The following is a 21,393-nucleotide window of genomic DNA, read 5'->3' as shown; positions in this document are numbered from 1 at the left end:
GCGGGTCGGCTGCATAGGATCGTCGCGTGACGGACTCCCACGATCTCGGGCACGGGGCCCTCGGGCACGCCGGCGGCGGTTGGTCGCCGCTGGCCGGGAGCGCCCAGGCCGTGGTGCTCGACATCCTCGTGCACGGGGCCCGCCCGCGGACCGAGCTCGCCACCCGGCTCGGCCTGTCGGGCCCGAGCCTCACGCGCATCACCAAGCCCTTGCTCGAGAGCGGACTGCTGGTCGAACGACCCTCCTTCGCGCCGTCCGGCTCGGGTCGGCCCTCGGTCCCGCTCGACCTCGACCCGGACGCGCACCATTTCGTCGGCGTCAAGCTGACCCGTGACCGCCTCTTCGTCGTCGTGACCGACCAGCGGGGCAGGGTGCTGGGCGAGCACGACGAACCCCTGCCCGATCCGTCGCCCGGTGCGGTCGTGGGTCAGGTCGCGGCGGTCGTGACCGCGGCCCGAGCCCGGGACGACCGCATCCGCGCGGTCGGAGTCACGGTCGGCGGACAGGTCGTCGACCGTGCGCACGTGCGGCACGCACCGTTCCTCGGCTGGGACGACGTGCCCCTCGCCGACCTGCTGACCGCCCCGATCGGCCTGCCGACCTGGGTCGAGAACGACGTCCGCGCGCTGACCCAGGCCGAGCACTGGTTCGGCGAGGGACGCGGGCTGCGGTCGTTCGCCCTCGTCACGATCGGCGCGGGCGTGGGGCTCGGCCTCGTCGCCGCGGGCGAGGTGCTCGGCGGGGCGCACTCGTCGGCGGGCAGCATCGGACACCAGCGGATCGTGGTGCCGGTGCCGGTGCCGGTGCCGGTGCCGGTGCCGGTGCCTCTAGCCGTGCCGGTGCCTGTGCCCGTAGCCGTAGCCGAAGCGGTGCCGGTGCCGGTGCCCACCGCCGACGCAGCCCCCGCCGACGCGTCGACCCCGACGTGCGACCTCGGCCACCACGACTGCGCCGGGGCGTTCCTCACGGTCGCCGCGGTCGAGGCTGCCGCCGCCCGCGCCCTCGGCCGCCCGGTCGCCTACGACGACCTGCTCGCGCTCGCCGCCGACGGACACGAGGAGGCGCGGGTCGTCGTCGACACCGCCGCCGACGTCCTGGGGCAGCTGATCGCGGGCGTGCTGAACGTGCTCGACCCCGAGGTGGTCCTGCTGTCGGGCGAGGGCGTGCGGCTCGCGACCGTCGGCGGCGCCGCGGTCGCCGCGGCGATCGAGCGCGGCACCCACCGGGCGGTTCCGCCGCCGCGACTGCTCGTCCAGGAGTTCCGGTTCGACGAGTGGGCCCGAGGCGCCGCCGCCGTCGCGATCCAGATGCACGCGCTCGGACGCTGACGCCGCGCGCCCTCCTCGAGACGCGACCCGCGCCTCCTCGCCCTTGAGTCCGACCCTCGATGAACCCGGTTTCGAACGATGAACCCCGAAGCTTTCGGGTTCATCGTTCGAAACCGGGTTCATGGCCGCCCCGCGCCTCCTGCCCGACCCGCGACCCGCGCCTCCTGCGCGCCCCCGCACCGCCGACCCGTCGAGAACCCCGTTCCGTGCGATGAACCACGCATCTTCGTGGTTCATCGCACGGAACCGGGTTCGTCGGCACCGAGTGCCGCCCGCCCTCAGCCTTCGGCGGTGACCCGCAGCAGTACGACGCGCTCGGGGAACGACGACGGCGCCTGCAGCCCGGCGATCGCCAACGCCCGCCCGTCGAGCACGATCCCCGGGTAGGCGCCGCCGTCGTCCGCCGCGCCCCACCACGGTGGCGGCGTCAAGCCGTGGTCCGGCGATCCGACGGTCACGGGGGCCACCCGGTACCGCCGCTCGGGGTCGAGCCCGGGCAGCAGCACGCGGCCGAGCGGTGCGACGTCCGATCGTCCGACGTAGGCGAGGAAGAACAGGGCCTCGCTCGCATCGGCGGCGACCGAGCCGTAGACCAGCAGCGACGGGTCGGCCCCGTCGACCCGCACGACGTCGCCCGTGTGCATCAGGTGGCGGTGCTCCTTGTAGAGGGCGATCCACGCGGCGAGGTCGCGGTTCTCGGCGTCGGTCGCCCGGGCGAGGTCCCACTCGATGCCGAGGTGGCCGAACAGGGCGGTGCCGGCCCGGAACGAGAGCTCGTGCCAGCGGCCGGTCGAGTGGCTGACGCCCGAGGCGATGTGCGAGCCGAGCAGCTCGGGGGGCAGCAACTGCATCGTCCAGCGGTTCATCTGCTGCCGGTCGAGCGGGTCGATGCAGTCGCTGACCCAGACGCGGTCGGTGCGCTCGAGCACGCCCAGGTCGACGCGGGCGCCGCCGGACGAGCACGACTCGATCTCGAGTCCGGGGAACCTCGCCTTGAGCTCGTCCATCAGCCGGTACGCCGCGAGGGTCTGCTCGTGGACTCCCGCGGCGCCGGTCGGCCAGGTGCCGGCGTCGACGAGGTCGCGGTTGTGGTCCCACTTCAGGTAGGCGATGTCGTACTCGGTGAGGACCGCCGTCATCTGGCCGAGCACGTGCTCGTACGCCCCGGGGACGCCGAGGTTCAGCACCTGCTGGTCGCGCGACCGCGGGGGCAGGCGGTCGCCGGTCTGCAGGAGCCACTCGGGGTGCTCCCGGGCGAGGTCGCTGTCCTCGTTGACCATCTCGGGCTCGAACCAGAGGCCGAACTCCATGCCGAGGCCCGTGACGTGGTCGATCAGCGGTGACAGGCCGTCGGGCCAGACGTCGGCGTCGACCACCCAGTCTCCGAGGCCGGCGTGGTCGTCCCGTCGTCCCCGGAACCACCCGTCGTCGAGCACGTACCGTTCGACGCCGAGGGCGGCGGCCCGGTCGGCCAGGTCACGGAGGCGGGCGAGATCGTGGTCGAAGTAGACGGCCTCCCAGACGTTGATCGTCATGGGGCGCGGGCGGGTCGGGTGCTGCTCGCGGGAGCGCAGCCACCGGTGGAACCGTCGGGCCTGGTCGTCGAGGCCGTCGCCGTACGAGCCGAAGACCCACGGGCTGCGGTACGACTCGCCCACCTCGAGCCGCAGCTCGCCCGGCAGCAGCAGCTCGCCGCCGCCCAGCACCTGCGCACCGGTCGACAGGCGTTCGGCGTAGTGCCGGTGGTTGCCGCTGAACCCGACGTGCAGGCCCCAGACCTCGCCCGAGCCCGCGCCGAAGCCGAAGCCGGGCACGCCGACGCTCAGCACGGTGGCGGCGTCGGGGCCGGTGCGACCCTTGCGTCCCTCGCGCTCGTGCACGCCGACGACGAGCTCGCGGCGCTGCGGCGTGCGCTCCTTGCCCCAGCGGCCGGCGAAGTCGAGGATCTCGCGAGCCCGCGGCGGCACCGGCAGGGCCAGGTGCAGGTCGGTCAGCGTGTAGACGTCGGCGGCGGTGCTCGCGGCTCCGGCGGCGGTGCTCGTCGTCCGGTCGTCGCCGGTGGCACCCCGGCCCTCGCGTCGCCCGCCCTCGCGTCGCCCGGCGACGTTCGTCAGCTCGGCCCGGGTTCGGACGAGTCCGCTCGCCGTCAGCTCGATCTCGAGCACGATCGCGAGCCCGGCCACGTCGTCGTGCGCCTCGACCGTGACGACGGCGGCACCCGCGTCGACAAGCCCGGGACCCGAGGAGGCGCGGGTCGCCTCCGCCTCGCCCGTCACGTCGAGCGTGTCGACCGTGAACAGCGGCGACCAGTCGGCGCCGTCCGACCGGTGACCGCCGACCCCGGGCTTGCCCGACCAGCCCGCGTGGTGTTCGGGCAGGATCGCCAGTCGCACCGGCTCGTCCATGAGGTTGTTGACGTACGGCGGCACCGCGGCGGCGGCGAGTGACCGCACGTCGTCGAGCGTGGGCCGTCCGAGCGCGGCGCCCCAGTGCACGACCGCCGGCAGGCGAGCGTCGGTCACGTCGAGCAGCAGGCTGACGCCGGCAGCGCTCAGGTGGACGAAGGCGTCGGGTGCCTCGGGCGGCGCGACGACGGTGGGCGACGGGGTGGGGTACGACACGGGTGCTCCAGACGGCGGCAGATACTTTCGTCTGAAAAGTATCTCCGACGTCGGGTGGGCGTGACAACCCCGTCGAGGTCGGCTGCAGGGTCAGGAGGCGCGGGGCGAGAACAGCTCGTCGGTCACGTCGGTCGGCTGGTCGCGGAACCAGCGCAGCAGGGTGCGGACCTTGTGCGACGACGACGGCGACAGGTTGCTGAAGCCGTCGCGGCCGTCGGCCTTCCCGTCGGTGCCGGTGCCCGTGCCGGTGCCGGTGCCGGTGCCGGTGCCGGTGCCGGTGCCGGTGCCCGTGCCCGTGCCCGTGCCGGTGCCGGTGTCGAACACGTCGGCGTAGCCCGGGATCACCGAGGCGAGGTCGTCCGTGACGGCGCGGTACCCCATGGTCCAGGCGGGGAACAGCCGGTCCTCGACGCGCTCGTCGACGATGGTGTGGACGGCCGTGTGTCGGGGGTCACGGGCGATGACCGCGAGGCGCTCGCGGACGGCCTCGTCGGGCCCCTCGAGTACCTGGATGAACCGCCCCTCGCGGTGCAGCAGCATGCCGGTGATGCCCAGGCGGGCGTTGTTCGACCGGCTGGTCATCAGCAGGTTGGCCAGGTCGTCATCGGTGAAGGGGTACGACGATCGGCTGACGTACACGGTGGACAGCACGGGTGGGCCTCCTCGGGTTCAGGGCTCGACCGAGTCTGCACGCCGTCCGGCCCTGCCGCCCTCCCCAGTTCTGGGCGCTGACACACTCCGCCCCGCCCCGCTCCGCCCTGCCCTGCCCTGCCCGCCCTGCCCTGCCCGGCCCTGCCCGGCCCGGCCCTGCCCTGGTTCGGTACGCGGGGAGGCGCGGGTCGGGTCGGGTTCGGCACGCGGGGAGGTGCGGGTCGGGTCGGGTTCGGTACGCGGGGAGGCGCGGGTCAGGCCCGGTTCGGCAGGCGGGAGGCGCGGGTCGGGTCCTCGGGGAACCTGATCCGGTACGTACCGGATCAGCTTCGGAGCGGAGTCTCCTGGGCTCGCTTCCGCCGGATCGCACCACCGATGCGTCGTCGAACCACACCCGTGCGTGGTTCGACGACGCATGGGTGGTGCGACCCGCCCCGGGGCCCCGTTCGACCGCCCTACGCTGGAGCCGTGCCGTCCACCCCCGCGCCCGAACCGCTCCCCGGGGACCGGCAACCAGCCGAGCCCGCGACCCCAGCTGAGCTCGCCACCCCGGCCAGCCCGACTCCGACCTCGACCCCGGCCACCCCGCCCGCCACCCCGACGCCAACCTCGGCCGCCGCCCCGACCCCGGCCGCCACCCCGACCCCGACCCCGCCCCCGACCCCGACCCCGTGGCGCCGCTCGCCCGGCATCCGCGTCGGGGTCTCGATCGCCGTCGCGACCGGCCTCTACGGCGTCTCGTTCGGGGCGCTCGCCGTGGCCTCGGGTCTGACCACCGCGCAGACCTGCGTCCTGAGCCTGCTGCTGTTCTCCGGCGGTTCGCAGTTCGCCTTCGTCGGCGTCGTCGCCGGAGGAGGCGCGGGTTCGGCAGCCGCGTCCGCCGCGGCCCTGCTCGGCATCCGCAACGCGGTCTACGGCATGCAGCTCAACGCCCTGCTGCACCCGCGCGGCTGGCGTCGCCTGGTCGCCGCTCACGTCACGATCGACGAGTCGCTCGCCACGAGCACCGGTCAGACCGACCCCGACGAGCAGCGCCGCGGCTTCTGGGTCGCAGGGGTCGGCGTCTTCGTGCTCTGGAACCTCTTCACCCTGGTCGGAGCGCTCGCCGGGGACGCGATGGGCGACCCTCGCGACTGGGGACTCGACGGGGCGGCCGTCGCGGCGTTCCTCGCGTTGCTGTGGCCGCGCCTCCGTTCTCGTGACGCGGCCGCGGTCGCCGTCGCGTGCGCCGTGGTGACCGTCGTCGCGGTGCCGTTCGTGCCTCCGGGGGTGCCGATCCTGGTGGCGGCCGTCGTCGCCGCGGCCCTGGGTTGGCGGGGTGCGCGCGAGCGTCCCGACCCGGCGCCGGCCGCCGCCCCGGGCGCCGACCCCACGAGCCGAGGAGGCGCGGCGTGAGCACCTGGGTCTGGATCGCCGTCGCCTGCGTGGTCGCCTACGCCACCAAGCTGCTCGGGTACCTCGTGCCCCGCCGCTGGCTGACGAACCCGCGCGTGGCGCGGGTCGCGGGCACCCTCACGATCGGGTTGCTGGCGTCGCTGACCGTCGCGAACGCCGTCGCCACCGGGCAGCAGCTCGTGGTCGACGCCCGGCTCGGGGCGCTGGTCGCGGCGGCGGTGGCCCTGCTGCTGCGGGCGCCGTTCCTCGTCGTGGTGATCGCCGGGGCCGCCGCCGCCGCGGGTCTGCGCCTGCTCGGCCTGCCCTGACCGGCCGCGCTGCGTCGACCCACCCCGGAACACGGTTCGACGACGCGACGGTGGTGCGACCTCGATCCGGTTCGTACCGGATCAGCTGCCGCGCGGTGCCGACCCCCGGGCCCGGCGCCCCTCGAGCACCCCGCCGAGCAGCACCACGGCGACGCCCACCACGGGCACGAGCAGCAGTCCGTACCGCAGTCCGACCGAGTCCGCGACGAACCCGACGACGGGCGGCGACGCCAGGAACCCCAGCCGCAGCAGCCAGCTCACCAGCGTCAGCCCCGTGCCGGCCCGGAACCCGGGCAGGTTGTCCGCCGCGTGCATCGCCGCCGGGATCAGGGTCGCGACGCCGAACCCCGCCGCCGCGAAGCCGACGATCGTGCCGATCACCGAGGGGAACGCCAGCGCGACGCCCATGCCCACCGCGACGAACACGCCGCCGGCCCGGGCGACGGCCTTCTGGCCGAAGCGGTCGACCATGCCGTCGCCGAGCAGGCGTCCGACGAACTGGGCCCCCTGCAGCGAGACGAACCCGAGGGCGGCGACCGTCACGCCGGCCCCGAGCGACCCCAGGTAGAGGGCGGCCCACGTGCTGCCCGCGTCCTCGACCACGGCGCCCGACGACGCGATGACGACCAGGGCCAGCAGCACGCCCCACTTCGCGACGAACCCGGGAGAGACCTGGCGGCCGTCGCGAGCCGAGGAGGCGCGGGCCGAGTCGTCGGGACCGCCCGCCGCGGGTGCGACGCCCGGTCCCGCGCCCGCCGCCACGTCGGCGCCGGGCTCGACCACCGCGTCGGACGTCTCGGGGGTGCCCTCGGCCGGTTCGGGCCCGGCGAGCAGGAGCGGGTACGCGACGAGCGCCACGACGGCGAAGACCAGCGCCGACGCCCCGAGGTGCCAGACGATCGGGATGTCGAGTCCGGCCGCCGCGCCGCCCATCAGGCCGCCGAGGACGGCACCGACGCTCCACACGGCGTGGAACGAGTTGAGGATCGAGCGGCGGTAGCGGTACTGCACGCGCAGTCCGTGCGAGTTCTGCGAGACGTCGACGATGGCGTCCAGGGCGCCGGCGAGCAGGAAGCCCGCCGCCAGCAGTCCGCCGACCGGGGCGATGCCCGCCAGCAGCACGGCGACCCCGGTGATCACCGTGCCGATCACGGCCACCCGTGACGACCGGAAGCGACGGATCAGCCACCCGGCGCCGAGTCCCGCGACGAGCGCGCCGACCGGGAACGCCGCGACCGCCAGGCCGAAGTCGGCGTTCGACAGGTCGAGGCCGTCCTTGATGGCGGGGTAGCGCGGCAGGATGTTCGCGAACAGCGCGCCGTTGGTGAAGAAGAGGAGGGCGACGCCGAGTCGGGCTCGGCGGTCCTCGCGCGTCGGCACGGTGCGGGCCGGTGCGGCGGGAGAGGTCGTCGGTGACGTCATGGTGTACGAACGTACACTAAGGCCGGGCGGCGGCGGACCGCTCGCGGGGACGCGCCGCCGAGGTGATCAGCGAGGCGCCCGCCACCACGACCAGCACGACGATCATCGCGCTGCGCAGGCCCACGTGCTCGCCGACGAAACCGAGCAGCGGCGGCCCCACCAGGAACGCGACGTAGGCCATCGTCGCGACGGCTCCGACCGCCGTCGTGGGGTCGTCGCTGTCGGCTGCCGCCGAGACGGTCACCGGGAAGCCCAGGGCGGCGCCCAGTCCCCAGAGCACGACGGCGACGCCCGCGACGACGACCGAGTCCGAGAAGACGACGAGAGCGATGCCGACCGCCGAGACGAGGGCGCTGGCGCGCAACACGGTCGCGTGGCCGAAGCGGGCGAGCAACGGTTCGCCGAGGAAGCGCCCGACCGTCATCGCCGCCGCGAACGCCGTGAAGACGACCGTCCCGGTGGTCGCCGAGACCCCGTGGCCGTCGACGAAGAGCAACGGCAGCCAGTCGTTGGCCGACCCCTCGGCCAGGGCGAGTGCCAGCACGATCAGGCCGATCAGCACGAGCCGGCGGTCGCGCCAGACCGCCAGCGACCCGGCGAGTCGGGCCCGCACCCCGGAGGCGCGCTCGGCCCGCTCGTCGGAGCGTCCGGTCGTCCGCGGCACGATCGGCACCGCCCAGACCAGTGCGGCGCCGCCCGCGAGCGCGACTCCGAGCAGGTGCCACTGGACGGGCACGTGCGTCGCCGTGAGCAGGATGCCGAGGCCGGCCCCCGCGACCGTGCCGAGGCTGAAGCAGCCGTGGAGCACGGGCAGCACCGACCGGCCCGAGGCGGTCTCGATCGCGGCGCCCTCGATGTTGACGGCGATCTCGGCCAGGCCGACTCCCGCGCCGACCAAGGCGAGGCCGACGAAGACGCCGGGGGTGATCGAGAGCGACGCGGCCAGGCCGACGAGGGCCACGCCGGCGACCAGCGAGCTGCCGCCGATCGCGACGGCGCGGTGGGCTCCGTGGCGTCGCACGATCGGGGCGGACGACAGGATGCCGCCCATCGACCCGATCGACAGGCCGAAGATGACGAGGCCCATCTCGCCCGTGCTCGCCTGCAGCAGGTCGCGGATGGCCGGGGTCCGCACGACCCACGAGGCGAGCGAGACGCCGACGACCGCCATGAACACGAACACCGCCGCCCGGCGTCGGGCGAGCTCGGGGCTGAACGGCGGTCGGTTCGTCATGCGTCCAGTGTGTACGTTCGTACGCTCGTCGTCTAGGGTGGCGGTCATGACGACCATCGACCACTTCGCCGGCGATCCGCGGACGAACCACGAGCGCATGCTCGCGGGCGACCTCTACGTCTCGGACGATCCCGAGATCGCGCAGCAGCAACAGCACGCCGTCACGCTGCAGGCCCGGTTCGCCTCGGCCTTCGCCGACGACGTCGACGCCGCACAGGCCGTCGCCCGCGAGCTGTTCGGCAGCCTGCACGAGACGGCGCACGTGCGGCCGCCCGTGTACGTCGACTACGGCACGTTCATCACGATCGGGGCCGGCACCTTCGTCAACTACGGCCTGACCGCGCTCGACGTGGCCCCGATCACGATCGGGGCCGACTGCCAGATCGGCCCGAACGTGCAGTTGCTGACGCCGACGCATCCGGTCGAGCCGCGACCCCGTCGCGACAAGCTCGAGGCCGCGAAGCCGATCACGATCGGCGACAACGTCTGGCTCGGCGGCGGCGCGATCGTGCTGCCCGGGGTGACGATCGGCGACAACAGCGTGATCGGTGCCGGGGCGGTCGTCACGAAGGACGTCCCTGCGAACGTCGTCGCGGTCGGCAACCCGGCCCGCGTGGTGAGGAGCATCTAGCCGTGGGGACCGTCCGCCGCACCGAGCCCGACCGTCGTGACCGCCTCATCGACGTGACGCTCGACGTCGTGGCCGAGGTCGGCGTCGCCGGCGCCTCGCACCGCAAGATCGCGGCGCGTGCCGACGTGCCCCTCGGTTCGATGACCTACCACTTCGACGGCATGGACGAGCTGCTGCGCGAGGCGTTCTCGCGCTTCGCCGAGACGATCATCGTGCGCTTCGAGGGGCGGCTCGGCGCCGCGACCACCCGCGACGAGGCCAAGGAGGCGGTGGTCGCCCTGGTCCACGACGACCTGACCGGCCCGGCCGCGGTCCGCGACCAGGTGCTCAGCTACGAGCTCTACACGCTGGCCGCACGGGAGCCGCGGTTCCGCGAGATCACCCGGGAGTGGATGCGGCGCAGCCGGGTCGAGCTCGAACGGCACTTCGACCCGGACACCGCCCGTCAGGTCGACGCCCTGATCGAGGGGCTCTCGATCCACCGCGCCCTCGACCCGACTCCGCCGAGTCGCGCCCTGACCCGCGAGGCCGTGGAGCGCATCACGCGAGTGTCCTGACCGTCGTGACCCGCGCCTCCTGCGTTGCCGATCGTCATGGCCACAAACCGAACTGAGGTCCCGTCGAGGTGCGGCTTGCATTGCTAGGCGCTCTAATGGAACAGGTGCAGAATCTGCACGGCGGTGAGAAGGTACGCACCGGATCAGGACGAGAGTCGAGAAACCAGTGGACGCAGAGAGCGACATGTCGCGCCGCGTACCCGGACGGGACACCTCGACGGCCCCCGACACGGCGTTCGGCGACTTCAACGTCGCCAGCGACTTCGGCGAGATCGGCGACGCGGCCCGCACGCCGGCGGCCGACCTGTTCTTCGGTGACTTCGCGCCCCCGCTCGACCCCGACCTGATCTTCGAGTGCTCGGCGTCGATGAACGGCGAGCACGGTGCAGTGGCCCTCTACGAGGACCGCATCATCGTGGAGAGCCTCGACGAGCCCGACGGCGAGGCCGTTTTCCCGTCCGACACGGTGCGGGCCTGGTGGCTGGTCGAGGGCGAGACGTTCTTCGCACTCGTCGTCGAGGCCGACGTGCTGCACCGCACGCGCCTGCCCTCCGGCTTCAAGGCCGTGCTCAAGGCGGCGTTCACGAAGGCCTTCGGTCCCGCGACGAGCCCGACCGGCGCGTGAGCCCCGAGCGCCGCCGCCCCCGTTTCGGGGGTTCCGCCCGGTCAGGGCGTTCTTTCAGCGCCCGCGGCATGGCAGGATCACTCTGATGGAACCCGAACAGACCCTGCCCCCGGTGCGCTCCGAGATGGGCGGCCGCGACATGGATCAGGCGCGCGCGCTGTTCGAGGACACCTACAACGGCGCCGGGTTCCGCACCGACACCCGACAAGAGACGTTCGCCTACCGCTACACGACGGCCGGCGACGAGGACATGACGCTGCGGTCGGCGATGTTCCTCGGCGACATCCGCGGGGCGATCCAGCCCGAGCGTGAGTACGTCGTCGCCTGGATCACCGCGGGCGAGGGCCGGGTCGACGTCGGGGCCGAAGAGGCCGCGTTCGAGATCGGCCGGCCGCTGATGTTCCCGACGGGCAAGGCCTTCGAGTTCGAGGTCCGCGAGTACCGCCAGAACCTCGTGCACTTCGACGCCGCCTACCTCGAGCGCATGGCCGCCGAGCACGAGGGTGCCCTCGCCGGGCCGCTGCAGTTCGACCACACGGCCGTGCCCGACCTGGCGAACCTGCGTCGCTGGCAGGCCACCATCACCAACGCGGCCAAGACCATCCTCGGGGGCGAGTCGACCGAGCTGCTGCGCTCCGAGCTCAAGCGCGAGTCGGCGTTCGCCCTGCTCGACACGTTCTCGCACCGGTCGATCGACCTGCCGCCCGCCCTGCTCGTGCCGCGCAACGCCCGCCTCCGCGAGGCCGTCGAGTACCTGCACACCCACTCGCACCTGCCGGTCAACATGACCCAGCTGGCCGAGGCCGTGCACCTCACGCCGCGCGGACTGCAGCAGGCCTTCAGTCGTCAGCTCGGCGTGACGCCCACCGAGTACCTCCGCACGATCCGCCTCGACCACGTGCAGGCCGAGCTGAAAGAGCTCTCTCCGGGCGAGGCCACCGTCGGCACCGTCGCGCAGCGCTGGGGCTTCACGCACCTGAGCCGCTTCACGGCGTCGTACGTCAAGCGCTTCGGCGAGTACCCCAGCGCGACGCTGCAGGGCTGAGCCCGCGCGGGCGGAGCCGCGCCTCCTCGTCTCGGCTTTCCCGGCTGCGCCTCCCCGAGGTGGGCACGCCGCCACGAGGTAAACAGTCCGCCACGTCTTTGTGTGGCGGACTGTTTACTTCATGGCGGGATGGGGCGTGGCGCGACCAGTCCGCCAGCCACCACGCCAGGAGGTGGACACCGCGCCACGGGAAAGCCTGGCGCTGTGACCACGTCCTGGCGCGGTGCCCGTCACCCGGCGGCGTGCGCGCGACACGGGGCAGCCCCCAGGAGGCGCGGGTCGCCACCCGACGCCGGGCGCGTCAGCCCTGCAGCGCGCCGGCGACCCGGTCCCACCACGCGGCCGACGCCGCGCGGGTCCCGTCGAGACGATCGGCCCACGCCGCACGCACCGCGTCGCGCTCGGCCCACGCCGCCAGCGCGACCGCGTCGGCCTCGCCCGCGAGCAGCTGCGCGGCCGAGACGACGCTCGTCTGTCCGAAGTTGCCGAGCGCCCCGGTCAGCTTGATCGTCGTGTAGTCGTCGACCGCGAGCCCGATCGTCGGCACGCCGCCCGCGACGGCGAACACGGCCGGGTGGTAGCGGCTGGTCAGGTGCAGGGCCGCCCCGCGGGCGAAGCGGGCGGCCGCGGGGGAGTCGGTCGTGGGTTCGACCCGCGCGGGCACGGTCAGCTGGTCGAGCACGGCCCGGTGCAGCAGCGAGTCGCCGCGCTCTTCCGTCGGGTCGAGCGACGCCCAGTGCGCGAGGAAGACGACCTCGAGTCCCGCCTCGCCCGCCACCCGGTCGAGCAGTCGGGCGACGGCGGTGGCGAAGGCCGCGCGGTCGGCGTCGCCCACGTGCGCGGACAGGCTGACCGCGAGGTACGGCGCCTGCGCCCCACCCGCACCCGAGGCGCCTGCCGCACCCGAGGCGCCTGCCGCACCCGGTGCGCCGGCCGCACCCGGTGCGCCGCCCGCACCCGAGGCGTCGACGGCACCCCCGGCAGGAGGCGCGGCGTCGAACCCGAGGAAGCTCGCGTCGTCCACCGTCCCCACGGTCTTCGCGGGGTCGACGCCGAGCGTCCGCACCAGCTCGAGCGACGCGCCCTCGCGCAGCCCGACGAGCGCGGCGGCGTCGAGCAGCTCGGTGACGAGTTCGCGGTCCTCGCCTTCGAGCACCGGTCCGATGGTCTGTCCGCTGACGACGAGCGGCTTGCCGAACCGTCGGGCGATGAGCCCGAGGGTGTTCCGCTCGTAGACGTGCAACGGCCAGAGCGAGGCCATGTTGCCGCCGCCGGCGACGAGCACGCCGTCGGCCTCGCGGACGGCCTCGACGACCTGCCAGGCCGGGTCGTCCTGCGGGAGGTGATCCGCGCCTCCGTCGATCGCGGACAGCACGCGGGCGCGACGCTCGCGCTGGCCGAGCCGGCCGCCGGTGGTCGCGGGGTGGAAGCCGATCGCGGACACGGCGTCGACGCCGTACCGCTCGGCGGTCTCGGCCGGGTTCGACGAGACGCCGGTGATCGTGGCACCGCGGGCGCGGAGCTGCACGGTCGCCTCGTGGAACATCGCCTCGTCGCCGACGTGGACCATGCCGTCGAGCACGCCGACGTCTCCGATGGTGACGATTCGCACGGGTGGGACCTCTCGCTGCGGGACTCGGCAGCGGGATCGATGCCGCCCACGACGGTACCGGACCCCCGCGGCACCGAGCACACCGGCCCGCACCGGCCCCGCACCGGCCGGTCACCGGGCGGCGATAGGCTCCACCAGGCCCGGGGCTCCCGGGCCGCCCCGGGGCGCCGCGCGCCGGGCACCGCACCGCCACCCCGCCACACCCGAGAGGTACCCCCATGGGCATCCAGACCTCGCTCGACGCGATCCACGAGGCCGACCGCCTGGTCGACTCGATGCGCCTCGCCGACGACCTCGCGCTCGACGCCGCGCGCACCGGCGGGGCCCGGACGATCCGCGTGCTGCGCGGTGCCCTCGGCAGCGACGACCAACTCGTCGCCATCGCGGCGACGAACGCCCTCGCGCAGGTCTTCGACGAGCAGGCCGACGTCGTGCTGAGCGACCTGCTGTCGAGCGACCGCACCTTCCTGCGTGAGCACGCCGCCTCGGCGCTCAGCCAGCGGCTGCCCCGCTACGACACGGTCGGTCGGCTGATCGGGCTCGTCGTCGCCGGAGGTTTCACCGGCATGGTGGCCCAGCGCACGCTCGAGCAGTGGTCGTCGGCCGCTCCCGCCGTGGTCGGGGTCGCCCTCGAAGGCGCCCTGATCGGCGTGCACGAGCCCGACGCCCGGTACCGCCTGGTCGAGACGCTCGGCCTCGTGCGGGCCCGGATCGCCTCGCGCCCGCTGCTCACGATCGCCCGCGACCGGGGCGAGGACGAGCACGTCCGCGTCGCCGCCGTCTCGGCCCTCGGCCAGCGTCGTGGCGACCAGGCCGTCGCCTCCGTCGTGCACGAGCTCGCCCGCCACGACGGCTACCTCGGCGACGTCGCGCGTCTCTCGGCGATCGACCTCTCGGCCCCCGACGAGGTGCCCGACGGCGACCGGGTGCGCGACCGCGGGGTCGACGACGGACCCGACGGCGACCACCCGGCCGGGCGCGACGGCCTCACGATCGCTCAGCTCTTCCTGCACGCCGACATCGACGCCGGCCTCACGCACGCCGGCAGCGGCGACAACGGAGGCATCGCGACGCTCCTCGTCCGGCTCGGCGACGCGCTCGCCGCAGGCGGCGTGCTCCCTGCAGGAGGCGCGGCGCACGTCCTCGACGACCCCCGCGTCGCCCGCGTCGTCACCCTCTCGCGCGGGTCGGCGGACGCGGCGGTCGCGAGCGTCCACGACCTGGCGACCCGCGCCTCCGGACACGTCTACGGGCGTGTGCCGCTGCTCAGCGACCCCGTCTCGTCGGCGACCGCGTGGCCGCTGCGGGTCGCGGCCCGGCGCGGCATCCGGCGGGTGCTGCGCGCCGCGGGCGGCGTCGACCTGCTGCACCTGCGGATGGCCGACGTGGGCAGCCTCGCGGCGGCCGACGTCGCCCGCGAGCTCGACATCCCCGTCGTGTTCACGGTCGCCCCCGACCCGCACGCCGTCATCCAGTCGCTCGACCTGTCGGGTGCGCTGACCCGCGAGACGTTCGGCGACGTCGACGAGGTCGAGCACTTCTGGTTCCGCACGCGGCTCGTGCAGCAGCTCGCCTCGAACGCGTCGCACACCGTGCTGTTCCCCCGGCCCGAGCTCGAGCGCGACATGCGCGAGCTGGTCGGCATCGACGTCACCTCGCACCCCGAGCGCCACACGATCGTGCCCGAGGGCATCGACCTCGACGTGGTCGACCGCTCGGTCGCCGAGGCCGCCGAGCACGCCGCGGGCCTGCCCGCGACCCCGCCGCTCGCCGAGCTGCGCGCGCTGCTCGAGACCCTGCCGCCCGAGCGCCGGGGCTTGCCGCTGCTGGTCAGCGTCGGACGACTGCACCGGGTGAAGGGCATGGCGACGATCGTCGAGGCGTGGGCCGGGGCCGACGCGGCCGACGCCGACGCGGCCGGTGCCGACGCGGTGCCGCTGCGCGACCGTGCGAACCTGCTGCTGATCGGCGGCGACCTCGAGCACCCGAGCGCCGACGAGCGCGAACAGCTCGACCTGATCGACGCGATCGTCCCCGCGGACCGGCACCGCGCCTCCGGACTGCTGCTGCCCGGCCACCGGCCGAACGACACGGTCGCCCGCTGGGTCGCCGCGGCCCGCTTCGGCCTGCCCGGGCTCGCGGCGCCGCGCGGCGTCTACGTCTGCGGCAGCCTGAAAGAGGAGTTCGGCATCGCCCTCCTCGAGGCGATGGGCTCGGGTCTGCTCGTCGTCGCGCCGCAGGGCGGCGGGCCCTCGACCTACGTCCGCCAGGGGGACACCGGCTGGCTCACCCGCACCTGGGACGTCGAGGCCCTGCGCCAGGCGATGGGCGAGGCGCTCACCGCGGCCTCGATCGAGACGACGGAGGCGCGCGCGGCCCGGTCGCGCGACACCGTCGAGCGCTCCTTCACGATCCAGGCCATGGCGCGGTCGCTGTCGGGCGTCTACGACACGGTGCACCACGACGAACTCGAACAGCGCGAGTGGAGCGTGAGCGCACGATGACCCTGCTCGTCATCAGCCCGGACTACGCGTCGCACCTGCTGCCGCTCGCGACCCTGGCCACCGAGTGGCGCGACCGGGGCGAGCGCGTCGTCGTCGCGACCGGCCCGGCCACCGCCGCCATCGTCGAGTCGTTCGGCTTCGAGCGCGTGCAGCTGCAACTCGGGCGCGGCTCGAACCCCGGGGTGATCCGTGCCGAGGAGCAGGTGGCCGAAGAGGACGCCTCGCTGCGCGGCTTCTTCGACGCCACCCGGCTCGGCATGGTCGAGACGCTCTCGTACCAGGCGCGCGAACGCCTCACCGACCTCATGTGGCAGCCGGTCGCGACGGCCCGCGCCGTGCTCGACGTGGTCGCCGCGGTCCGGCCCGACCAGATCGTCGTGGACCACCTCGCGTTCAGCGCCCGGCTCGCGCTCGTGGCCGGCGGCGTGCCGTTCGCCGACGTCGTGCTGGGGCACCCGACCGCGCTGCCCGTGGGCGACGAGGTCTACGGGTGCCCGCCCGAGTGGCCCCCGGCGTTCGGCGCGGGTGCTGCACGGCCCGTCGGCGATGCAGGACGCACCGCCGATGTGGTGTCGAACCACCCACATGCGTGGTTCGACGGCACATCGGTGGTGCGACCCGGGTCCGAGCCCGAGGGCATCGCGGGGCTGCGCGAGTTGTGCGAGCGGGTCGACGCCTCGTTCACCGCCGAGTGGAACGCCGCGCTGGCCGAGCTCGCTCCGCACCTGCCGCCGTCGACGAGCGCGTTCGGCGAGCACGGCGACCTGCTGCTCTACAACTACCCCGGCGAGCTCGCCGATCCCGCGCGCGAGGCCCTGCTGCCGCCGCACGTCTGGCTCGGCTCGGCGGTTCGGGCCGAGCCCGTGGACGCCGAGGTCGCCGCTTGGCTGGCCGCCGGCGACCAGGCCGCGCCCGCACCCGCACCCGCCGCCCCGTTCGTCTACGTCAGCTTCGGCAGCTTCCTGTCGGTGCGGTCGGACGTGCTCGGGCGCGTGGCCGAGGCCCTGCGGCGCGTCGGGGTGCGGGCCGCGATCGCGCTCGGCTCGGGCGACCGGGCCGACCTCGGCGAGGTGCCGGCCGACTGGCTGGTGCGGGAGTTCCTGCCGCAGGTGACCCTGCTCGACGCGGCGACCGCGGCCGTCACGCACGGCGGCAACAACAGCGTGACCGAGGCGATGACCGCGGGCGTGCCCGTCGTCGTCCTGCCGTTCTCGACCGACCAGTTCGCCGGGGCCGCGGCCCTCGAGCGCACCGGGGTGGGCGTCGCGCTCGCCCCGAACACGGCGACCGTCGACGAACTGGCGGAGGCGCTGCGGCACGTGCTCGACCTGCCGACGCGCGACCCCGGTGCGGCCGGACGCCTGGCCGGTCTGGCGGCGTCCCTGCGCGAGACGCCCGGACGGGCACGAGCCCACGCGGCACTGACCGGGCGCGGCTGACCGACCCGGCCCGCGCCTCCTCGTCCCGCCCCGTCCTGTCGTCGTGCCACGACGTGCCGCTCACCTCGGAGGTGAGCGGCACGTCGTGACGTCCCGACGGTCCGTCCGAGGCCCGGACGGCAGGAGGCGCGGGTCGGCCTACATCGTCCGGGTGTTCAGGATGCCGCCGTCGACGTCGAGCAGGGCCCCGTGCACGAAGGTCGCCTCGTCCGACGCCAGGTAGCGCACCGCGTACGCGATGTCGACGGGACGCACGGGACGGCCGGCCGGAGTGGCCGCGGTCAGGGCGTCGAGGACGGCCGCCGACTCGGCGTTGCCCGGCGTCGACGTCGCACCGGGCGCGACGCTGTTGACGCGCACGCCGCGAGGGCCGAACTCGGCCGCCCAGGTGCGGGTCATCTGTTCGATCGCGGCCTTCGACGCGGTGTACATGGCGCCGAACGGCACCCCGACCCGGGTCATCCACGAACCGATGTTGACGATCGACCCCGAGCCTCGTTCGGCCATCGCCGGGGCGAGGGAGCCGACGAGCACGTGCGGCGCGCGGACGTTCGTCGCCAGGATCGCATCGAGGTCGGCGTCGTCGAGGGCGTCGGTCGGCATCGTCGGATAGACGCCGGCGTTGTTGACCAGGATGTCGACACGGCCGCCGAGGACCTCGGTCGCCGTGGCGGCGAACGTGCGGAGATCGGCGTACGGGCCGGCGAGGTCGGCGGGCACGGCGTGGGCCGAGCCACCTCGGGCGGCGATCGCGTCGACCACGCGCCGGGCACGGGCGGCGTCGCGGCCGCTGACGACGACGGTGGCGCCGGAGGCGGCGAGCACGTGGGCGATCGCCTCGCCGATGCCGCTGGTCGAGCCGGTCACGACGGCGGTGCGACCGGCCAGGCGGTCGTCGGTGGGCAGGGAGTCGAGGACTTCTTGATTGGACTGCATGGTCCATTGCTAGCACGGAATGGACCGTCGAGTCCAGTCTTTCTGGACCAGAGGGTCCAGCCGGGCTAGGCTTTCCTCGTGGACGACACGAAGATCACCGAGCGCGGGCGGCTCACCCGCCAGCGGATCATCGACGAGACCGGTCGGCAGATCCTCGCCGCGGGCATCGGCGGGACGACGCTCGACACCGTGCGGGCCGCGACGCTGACCAGCAAGAGCCAGCTGTTCCACTACTTCCCCGGGGGCAAGACCGAGCTGATCCACGAGGTCGCCCAGTGGGAGGGGCGGCAGCTGCTCGAGGCGCAGGAGCCCGAGATCCACGACCTCGGCACCTGGGAGTCATGGGAGCGCTGGCGCGCCGCCCTGGTCGAGTACTACATCAGCCTCGGCCGCTGGGCCTGCCCGATCGGCACGCTCGCGGCCCAGGTCGCCGCCACCGATGCCGAGGTCGAGCGCACCGTCAAGGAGGCATGGGACGCCTGGCGCGAGCAGCTGGCCACGGGCATCCGACGGCTGCAGGCGGCGGGGTCGGTCGATGCCTCGGCCGATCCGGTGCGCGTGGCGACGGCGATCATCGCCGCGATCCAGGGCGGACTGCTGCTCAGCCAGTCCGAGCGGGCGGGGTGGCCGCTCGAGGCCGCACTCGACCACGCGCTCGGCCCGTTGCACACGGTCCGTCGCGACTGACGCGGGACGGGTGGCCGGGCCGGATCGGGCCCGGCCTAGCCGCCGAAGACGACCGCGCGCATCGCGTCGGCACCGACCGACGCGTCGCGGTACCGCTGCATCAGCGCGGCGTTGGCGTCGTACTGCGGCCCTTCGCGCACCTCGGCCTGGTGGTGGAGGGCGAAGACCATGCCCTCGTGTCGGCGCGGGGCCTCGCCGAGCAGGGTGGTGTGGGCGAGGTACCAGGCGGCGTCCTCGAAGCCCCAGCCCCGGAAGCGTTCGTCCTGCCCGCCGTGACTGCGCCACGAGGAGGCGCGGGTCACGTAGACCCCCGAGCAGGCCCCGCGGACGAGCTCGAAGTCGCACCGCTCGAGGGGGGTGCCCGCGGCCGCCTGCGCGGTGCCGTCGCGTCCCAGCCAGCGGTACTCGGTGTAGGGGAGGTGCACCCGGCCGCTCGTGCGCGCCGCCTCGATCGCCGCGAGCAGGGGCTCGCGTTGCGGCAGGGTGTCGGCGTCGCCGATCACGGCGACCTCGTCGTCGGCCAGGCCGGCCACGCCGAGGTTGCGGCACTGGGCGAGGTTGAACACCGGGTCGGGGGAGTCGATCGTGCGGATCTCGGCCTCGGGCAGGGCGTCGGCGTACCAGTCGCGCACGACCTCGAACGCCGCGACGCGACTGGGTTGCGGACGCCAGGGGAGCACGACGGTGACCATCCCGCGAGCCTAGCGGCGTGCGCCGGCCCGCCCCGCGCCTCCCGCACCGGGCCGCCCCGCCCCGCCCCGCGCCTCCCGCCCCGCGCTTCCCGTCCCGCCTCGCGCCTCCCGTCCCGACGCGCGATGAACCCGGTTTCGAACGATGAACCCGGAAGCAACCGGGTGCATCGTTCGAAACCGGGTTCATCGCCGTCCGAGCCCGAGCCCGAGCCCGAGTCCGAGCCGAGCAGGCCTCAGGAGGCGCGGGTCGCGTCCGCCGCACCCGGCAGCGTCAGCTCGAGTGCGTGGCCGCGCACGTGCGCCAGGGCACGCTCCACGGCGCCGGTGGTCACGACCGCGTCGCCCAGCGTCGAGGCGACGACCTCGGGCGCGGCCCGGTGCGTGAACCTGCTGAGCCACGGCGTCGTCCGCTCGAGCAGCAGGCCGATCGAGGGTGCCACGGCCCCGGCGACGACGATGCGGTCGACGTCGAGCATGCCGCTGAGCACGGCGCAGACGCGTCCGAACCGTTCGGCCATGCGCTCGACCAGGCGCAGTGCGGCCGGGTCGCCCGCGTCGGCGGCGGCGAGCACGGCCGCCGCGTCGAGCCGGTCGATCGGCACCGCCCACAACGGAGACGACTCGGGCACCGTGCCGAGTGCCCGGGCGGCGCGGGCCCAGTCCCGCAGCACGGCGCCGATGCCGTCCGCCGAACCGACGCCGTCGACCAGGTCGAGGAGGCGCATCTCGCCCGCGGCACCGCGGTTGCCCCGCACGAGGGCTCCGTCGAGCACGAACCCGGCGCCGAATCGCTCGCCGGCCAGCAGGGTCACGAACGATGGCCCCGCCCCGCCGTCGCCGCGCACAGCGTCGCGGGCGACGGCGCCAGCGTCGCCCACGTCGCCAACCGCGCCAGCGTCGCCCGCCGCGCCCGCGTCGCCAGCGCGCCGCACGCCGCCGACCTCGCGCGCCGCGGCCTCGGCGACCGCCGCGAGGTTCGCGTCGTTCTCGACGACGACGGCCCAGCCGCGCGGGGCGAACAGGCCGACGTAGTCCGGGTTCATCAGCTCCCAGAAGTCGGCGCCGGCCTCGACCGGTGACCGGCCCTCGGCGTCGGTGGGGGCCGGGACGCCGACGGTCACGGCGAGCACGTCGTCGTCGGCGAGCGAGGCCGAGGCGAGGGCGTCGTCGACCAGGGCCGACACGATGCGTCGGCGATCGTCGGCCGAGCCGCAGGGGTCGATGCGGCGGACGGCCCGCGCGAGCACGTCGCCCCGCAGGTCGGCCACGACGGCGGTGAGCTGGTGCTGGCCGGCGTCGACCCCGACGACGTGCCCGGCGGAACGCGCCAGGGCGTAGCGCCGCGCGGGGCGGCCCTTGCGGTACTCGCCGGTCGAGCGGGCGTCGGCGAGCGACACCATCCAGCCGTGGTCGATGAGGTCGTCGCAGACCCCGAGCACGGTCGACCGGGTCAGTCCGGTGAGGGCGATCAGGTCGCTCGCCGTGACGGCGTCGACGGACCACGCGTGCCGCAACACCTCGGCCGCGTTCATGCGGCGCAGCAGGCTCGGCGACGACACCCCGGTGCTCAGCGCCACCCGCGCCTCCTCGTGCTGTGGCCGGTCTCTCGCGACACGGCGGAACTTTTCGACGACGACCCATGGTGCCACGCCACGAATTGATCTAGGGTCTAAATCTACACACCAGATCAACTCGGTCCCGACGCT

At 74.4% G+C, this 21,393-nt stretch carries 18 protein-coding genes; 10 read left to right on the top strand and 8 right to left on the bottom strand.

Annotated elements, in window-relative coordinates; translation table 11 throughout:
- Window positions 1–26: 26 nt before the first annotated feature.
- Entirely contained in the window at window positions 27–1,328 is a 1,302-nt protein-coding gene (locus SJY14_RS00975) for an ROK family protein (RefSeq protein WP_396599522.1), read from the top strand.
- A gap of 278 nt (window positions 1,329–1,606) precedes the next feature.
- On the opposite strand, the gene SJY14_RS00970 is transcribed toward SJY14_RS00975, so the two are convergent.
- Window positions 1,607–3,949, bottom strand: coding sequence for an alpha-galactosidase (locus SJY14_RS00970; protein ID WP_396599521.1), 2,343 nt, complete (start codon window positions 3,947–3,949; stop codon window positions 1,607–1,609).
- A 90-nt stretch (window positions 3,950–4,039) separates the two neighbouring features.
- Window positions 4,040–4,600, bottom strand: coding sequence for a BLUF domain-containing protein (locus SJY14_RS00965; protein ID WP_396599520.1), 561 nt, complete (start codon window positions 4,598–4,600; stop codon window positions 4,040–4,042).
- Window positions 4,601–5,290: 690 nt separating this feature from the next.
- Between SJY14_RS00965 and SJY14_RS00960 the strand changes: the two genes are divergently transcribed.
- Together SJY14_RS00960 and SJY14_RS00955 are read left to right on the top strand one after the other, a co-directional pair.
- Entirely contained in the window at window positions 5,291–5,995 is a 705-nt protein-coding gene (locus SJY14_RS00960) for an AzlC family ABC transporter permease (RefSeq protein ID WP_396600236.1), read from the top strand.
- Window positions 5,992–6,303: an AzlD domain-containing protein gene (locus SJY14_RS00955; RefSeq protein WP_071257617.1), complete on the top strand. Its 312-nt coding sequence runs from the start codon at window positions 5,992–5,994 to the stop codon at window positions 6,301–6,303. The genes SJY14_RS00960 and SJY14_RS00955 overlap by 4 nt, the downstream gene beginning before the upstream one ends.
- An 81-nt stretch (window positions 6,304–6,384) precedes the next feature.
- On the opposite strand, the gene SJY14_RS00950 is transcribed toward SJY14_RS00955, so the two are convergent.
- Together SJY14_RS00950 and SJY14_RS00945 are read right to left on the bottom strand one after the other, a co-directional pair.
- On the bottom strand, window positions 6,385–7,725 hold the full coding sequence (locus tag SJY14_RS00950; protein ID WP_071257620.1) for an MFS transporter: 1,341 nt from the start codon (window positions 7,723–7,725) through the stop codon (window positions 6,385–6,387).
- Window positions 7,726–7,741: 16 nt separating this feature from the next.
- Window positions 7,742–8,959, bottom strand: coding sequence for an MFS transporter (locus SJY14_RS00945; RefSeq protein WP_396599519.1), 1,218 nt, complete (start codon window positions 8,957–8,959; stop codon window positions 7,742–7,744).
- 46 nt (window positions 8,960–9,005) lie between these two features.
- Between SJY14_RS00945 and SJY14_RS00940 the strand changes: the two genes are divergently transcribed.
- The 4 genes from SJY14_RS00940 to SJY14_RS00925 all read left to right on the top strand — a co-directional run bounded on the left by SJY14_RS00940 (window position 9,006) and on the right by SJY14_RS00925 (window position 11,817).
- Window positions 9,006–9,590 carry a sugar O-acetyltransferase gene (locus SJY14_RS00940; protein WP_396599518.1) on the top strand — a complete coding sequence of 195 codons (585 nt, stop codon included), beginning with the start codon at window positions 9,006–9,008 and terminating at the stop codon, window positions 9,588–9,590.
- A 2-nt stretch (window positions 9,591–9,592) separates the two neighbouring features.
- Entirely contained in the window at window positions 9,593–10,147 is a 555-nt protein-coding gene (locus SJY14_RS00935) for a TetR/AcrR family transcriptional regulator (protein WP_071257627.1), read from the top strand.
- Window positions 10,148–10,313: 166 nt separating this feature from the next.
- Entirely contained in the window at window positions 10,314–10,772 is a 459-nt protein-coding gene (locus SJY14_RS00930) for a hypothetical protein (RefSeq protein WP_396599517.1), read from the top strand.
- 85 nt (window positions 10,773–10,857) lie between these two features.
- The gene (locus SJY14_RS00925) at window positions 10,858–11,817 is read left to right on the top strand and encodes a helix-turn-helix transcriptional regulator (protein ID WP_071257633.1); all 960 of its coding nucleotides are present in this window, start codon (window positions 10,858–10,860) and stop codon (window positions 11,815–11,817) included.
- Window positions 11,818–12,118: 301 nt separating this feature from the next.
- On the opposite strand, the gene SJY14_RS00920 is transcribed toward SJY14_RS00925, so the two are convergent.
- Window positions 12,119–13,429, bottom strand: a complete 1,311-nt coding sequence (locus tag SJY14_RS00920; protein WP_396599516.1) for a polysaccharide pyruvyl transferase family protein — start codon at window positions 13,427–13,429, stop codon at window positions 12,119–12,121.
- 218 nt (window positions 13,430–13,647) lie between these two features.
- On the opposite strand from SJY14_RS00920, the gene SJY14_RS00915 reads away from it, so the two are divergent.
- Entirely contained in the window at window positions 13,648–15,933 is a 2,286-nt protein-coding gene (locus SJY14_RS00915; RefSeq protein WP_396599515.1) for a glycosyltransferase, read from the top strand.
- Window positions 15,930–17,372, top strand: a complete 1,443-nt coding sequence (locus SJY14_RS00910; RefSeq protein WP_396599514.1) for a nucleotide disphospho-sugar-binding domain-containing protein — start codon at window positions 15,930–15,932, stop codon at window positions 17,370–17,372. Before SJY14_RS00915 ends, SJY14_RS00910 begins: the two co-directional genes overlap by 4 nt.
- Window positions 17,373–17,510: 138 nt before the next feature.
- On the opposite strand, the gene SJY14_RS00905 is transcribed toward SJY14_RS00910, so the two are convergent.
- Window positions 17,511–18,308: an SDR family NAD(P)-dependent oxidoreductase gene (locus tag SJY14_RS00905; RefSeq protein ID WP_396599513.1), complete on the bottom strand. Its 798-nt coding sequence runs from the start codon at window positions 18,306–18,308 to the stop codon at window positions 17,511–17,513.
- A gap of 78 nt (window positions 18,309–18,386) precedes the next feature.
- Here SJY14_RS00905 and SJY14_RS00900 point away from each other — a divergent pair, with 78 nt between their 5' ends.
- Window positions 18,387–18,995 carry a TetR/AcrR family transcriptional regulator gene (locus SJY14_RS00900; protein WP_071257643.1) on the top strand — a complete coding sequence of 203 codons (609 nt, stop codon included), beginning with the start codon at window positions 18,387–18,389 and terminating at the stop codon, window positions 18,993–18,995.
- Between the two features lie 35 nt (window positions 18,996–19,030).
- Here the strand turns inward: SJY14_RS00900 and SJY14_RS00895 are convergent, their stop codons facing one another.
- Both SJY14_RS00895 and SJY14_RS00890 read right to left on the bottom strand, forming a co-directional pair.
- On the bottom strand, window positions 19,031–19,687 hold the full coding sequence (locus SJY14_RS00895; protein WP_143048750.1) for a hypothetical protein: 657 nt from the start codon (window positions 19,685–19,687) through the stop codon (window positions 19,031–19,033).
- Window positions 19,688–19,920: 233 nt separating this feature from the next.
- Window positions 19,921–21,264, bottom strand: a complete 1,344-nt coding sequence (locus tag SJY14_RS00890; protein ID WP_396599512.1) for an ROK family protein — start codon at window positions 21,262–21,264, stop codon at window positions 19,921–19,923.
- Window positions 21,265–21,393: the final 129 nt, after the last annotated feature.

It is taken from the genome of Frigoribacterium sp. R86507, from assembly GCF_044597695.1.
Taxonomy (GTDB): Bacteria; Actinomycetota; Actinomycetes; order Actinomycetales; family Microbacteriaceae; genus Frigoribacterium.
The sequence above is the reverse complement of the archived record's forward strand: the minus strand, read 5'-3'. Positions and strand labels throughout refer to the sequence as shown.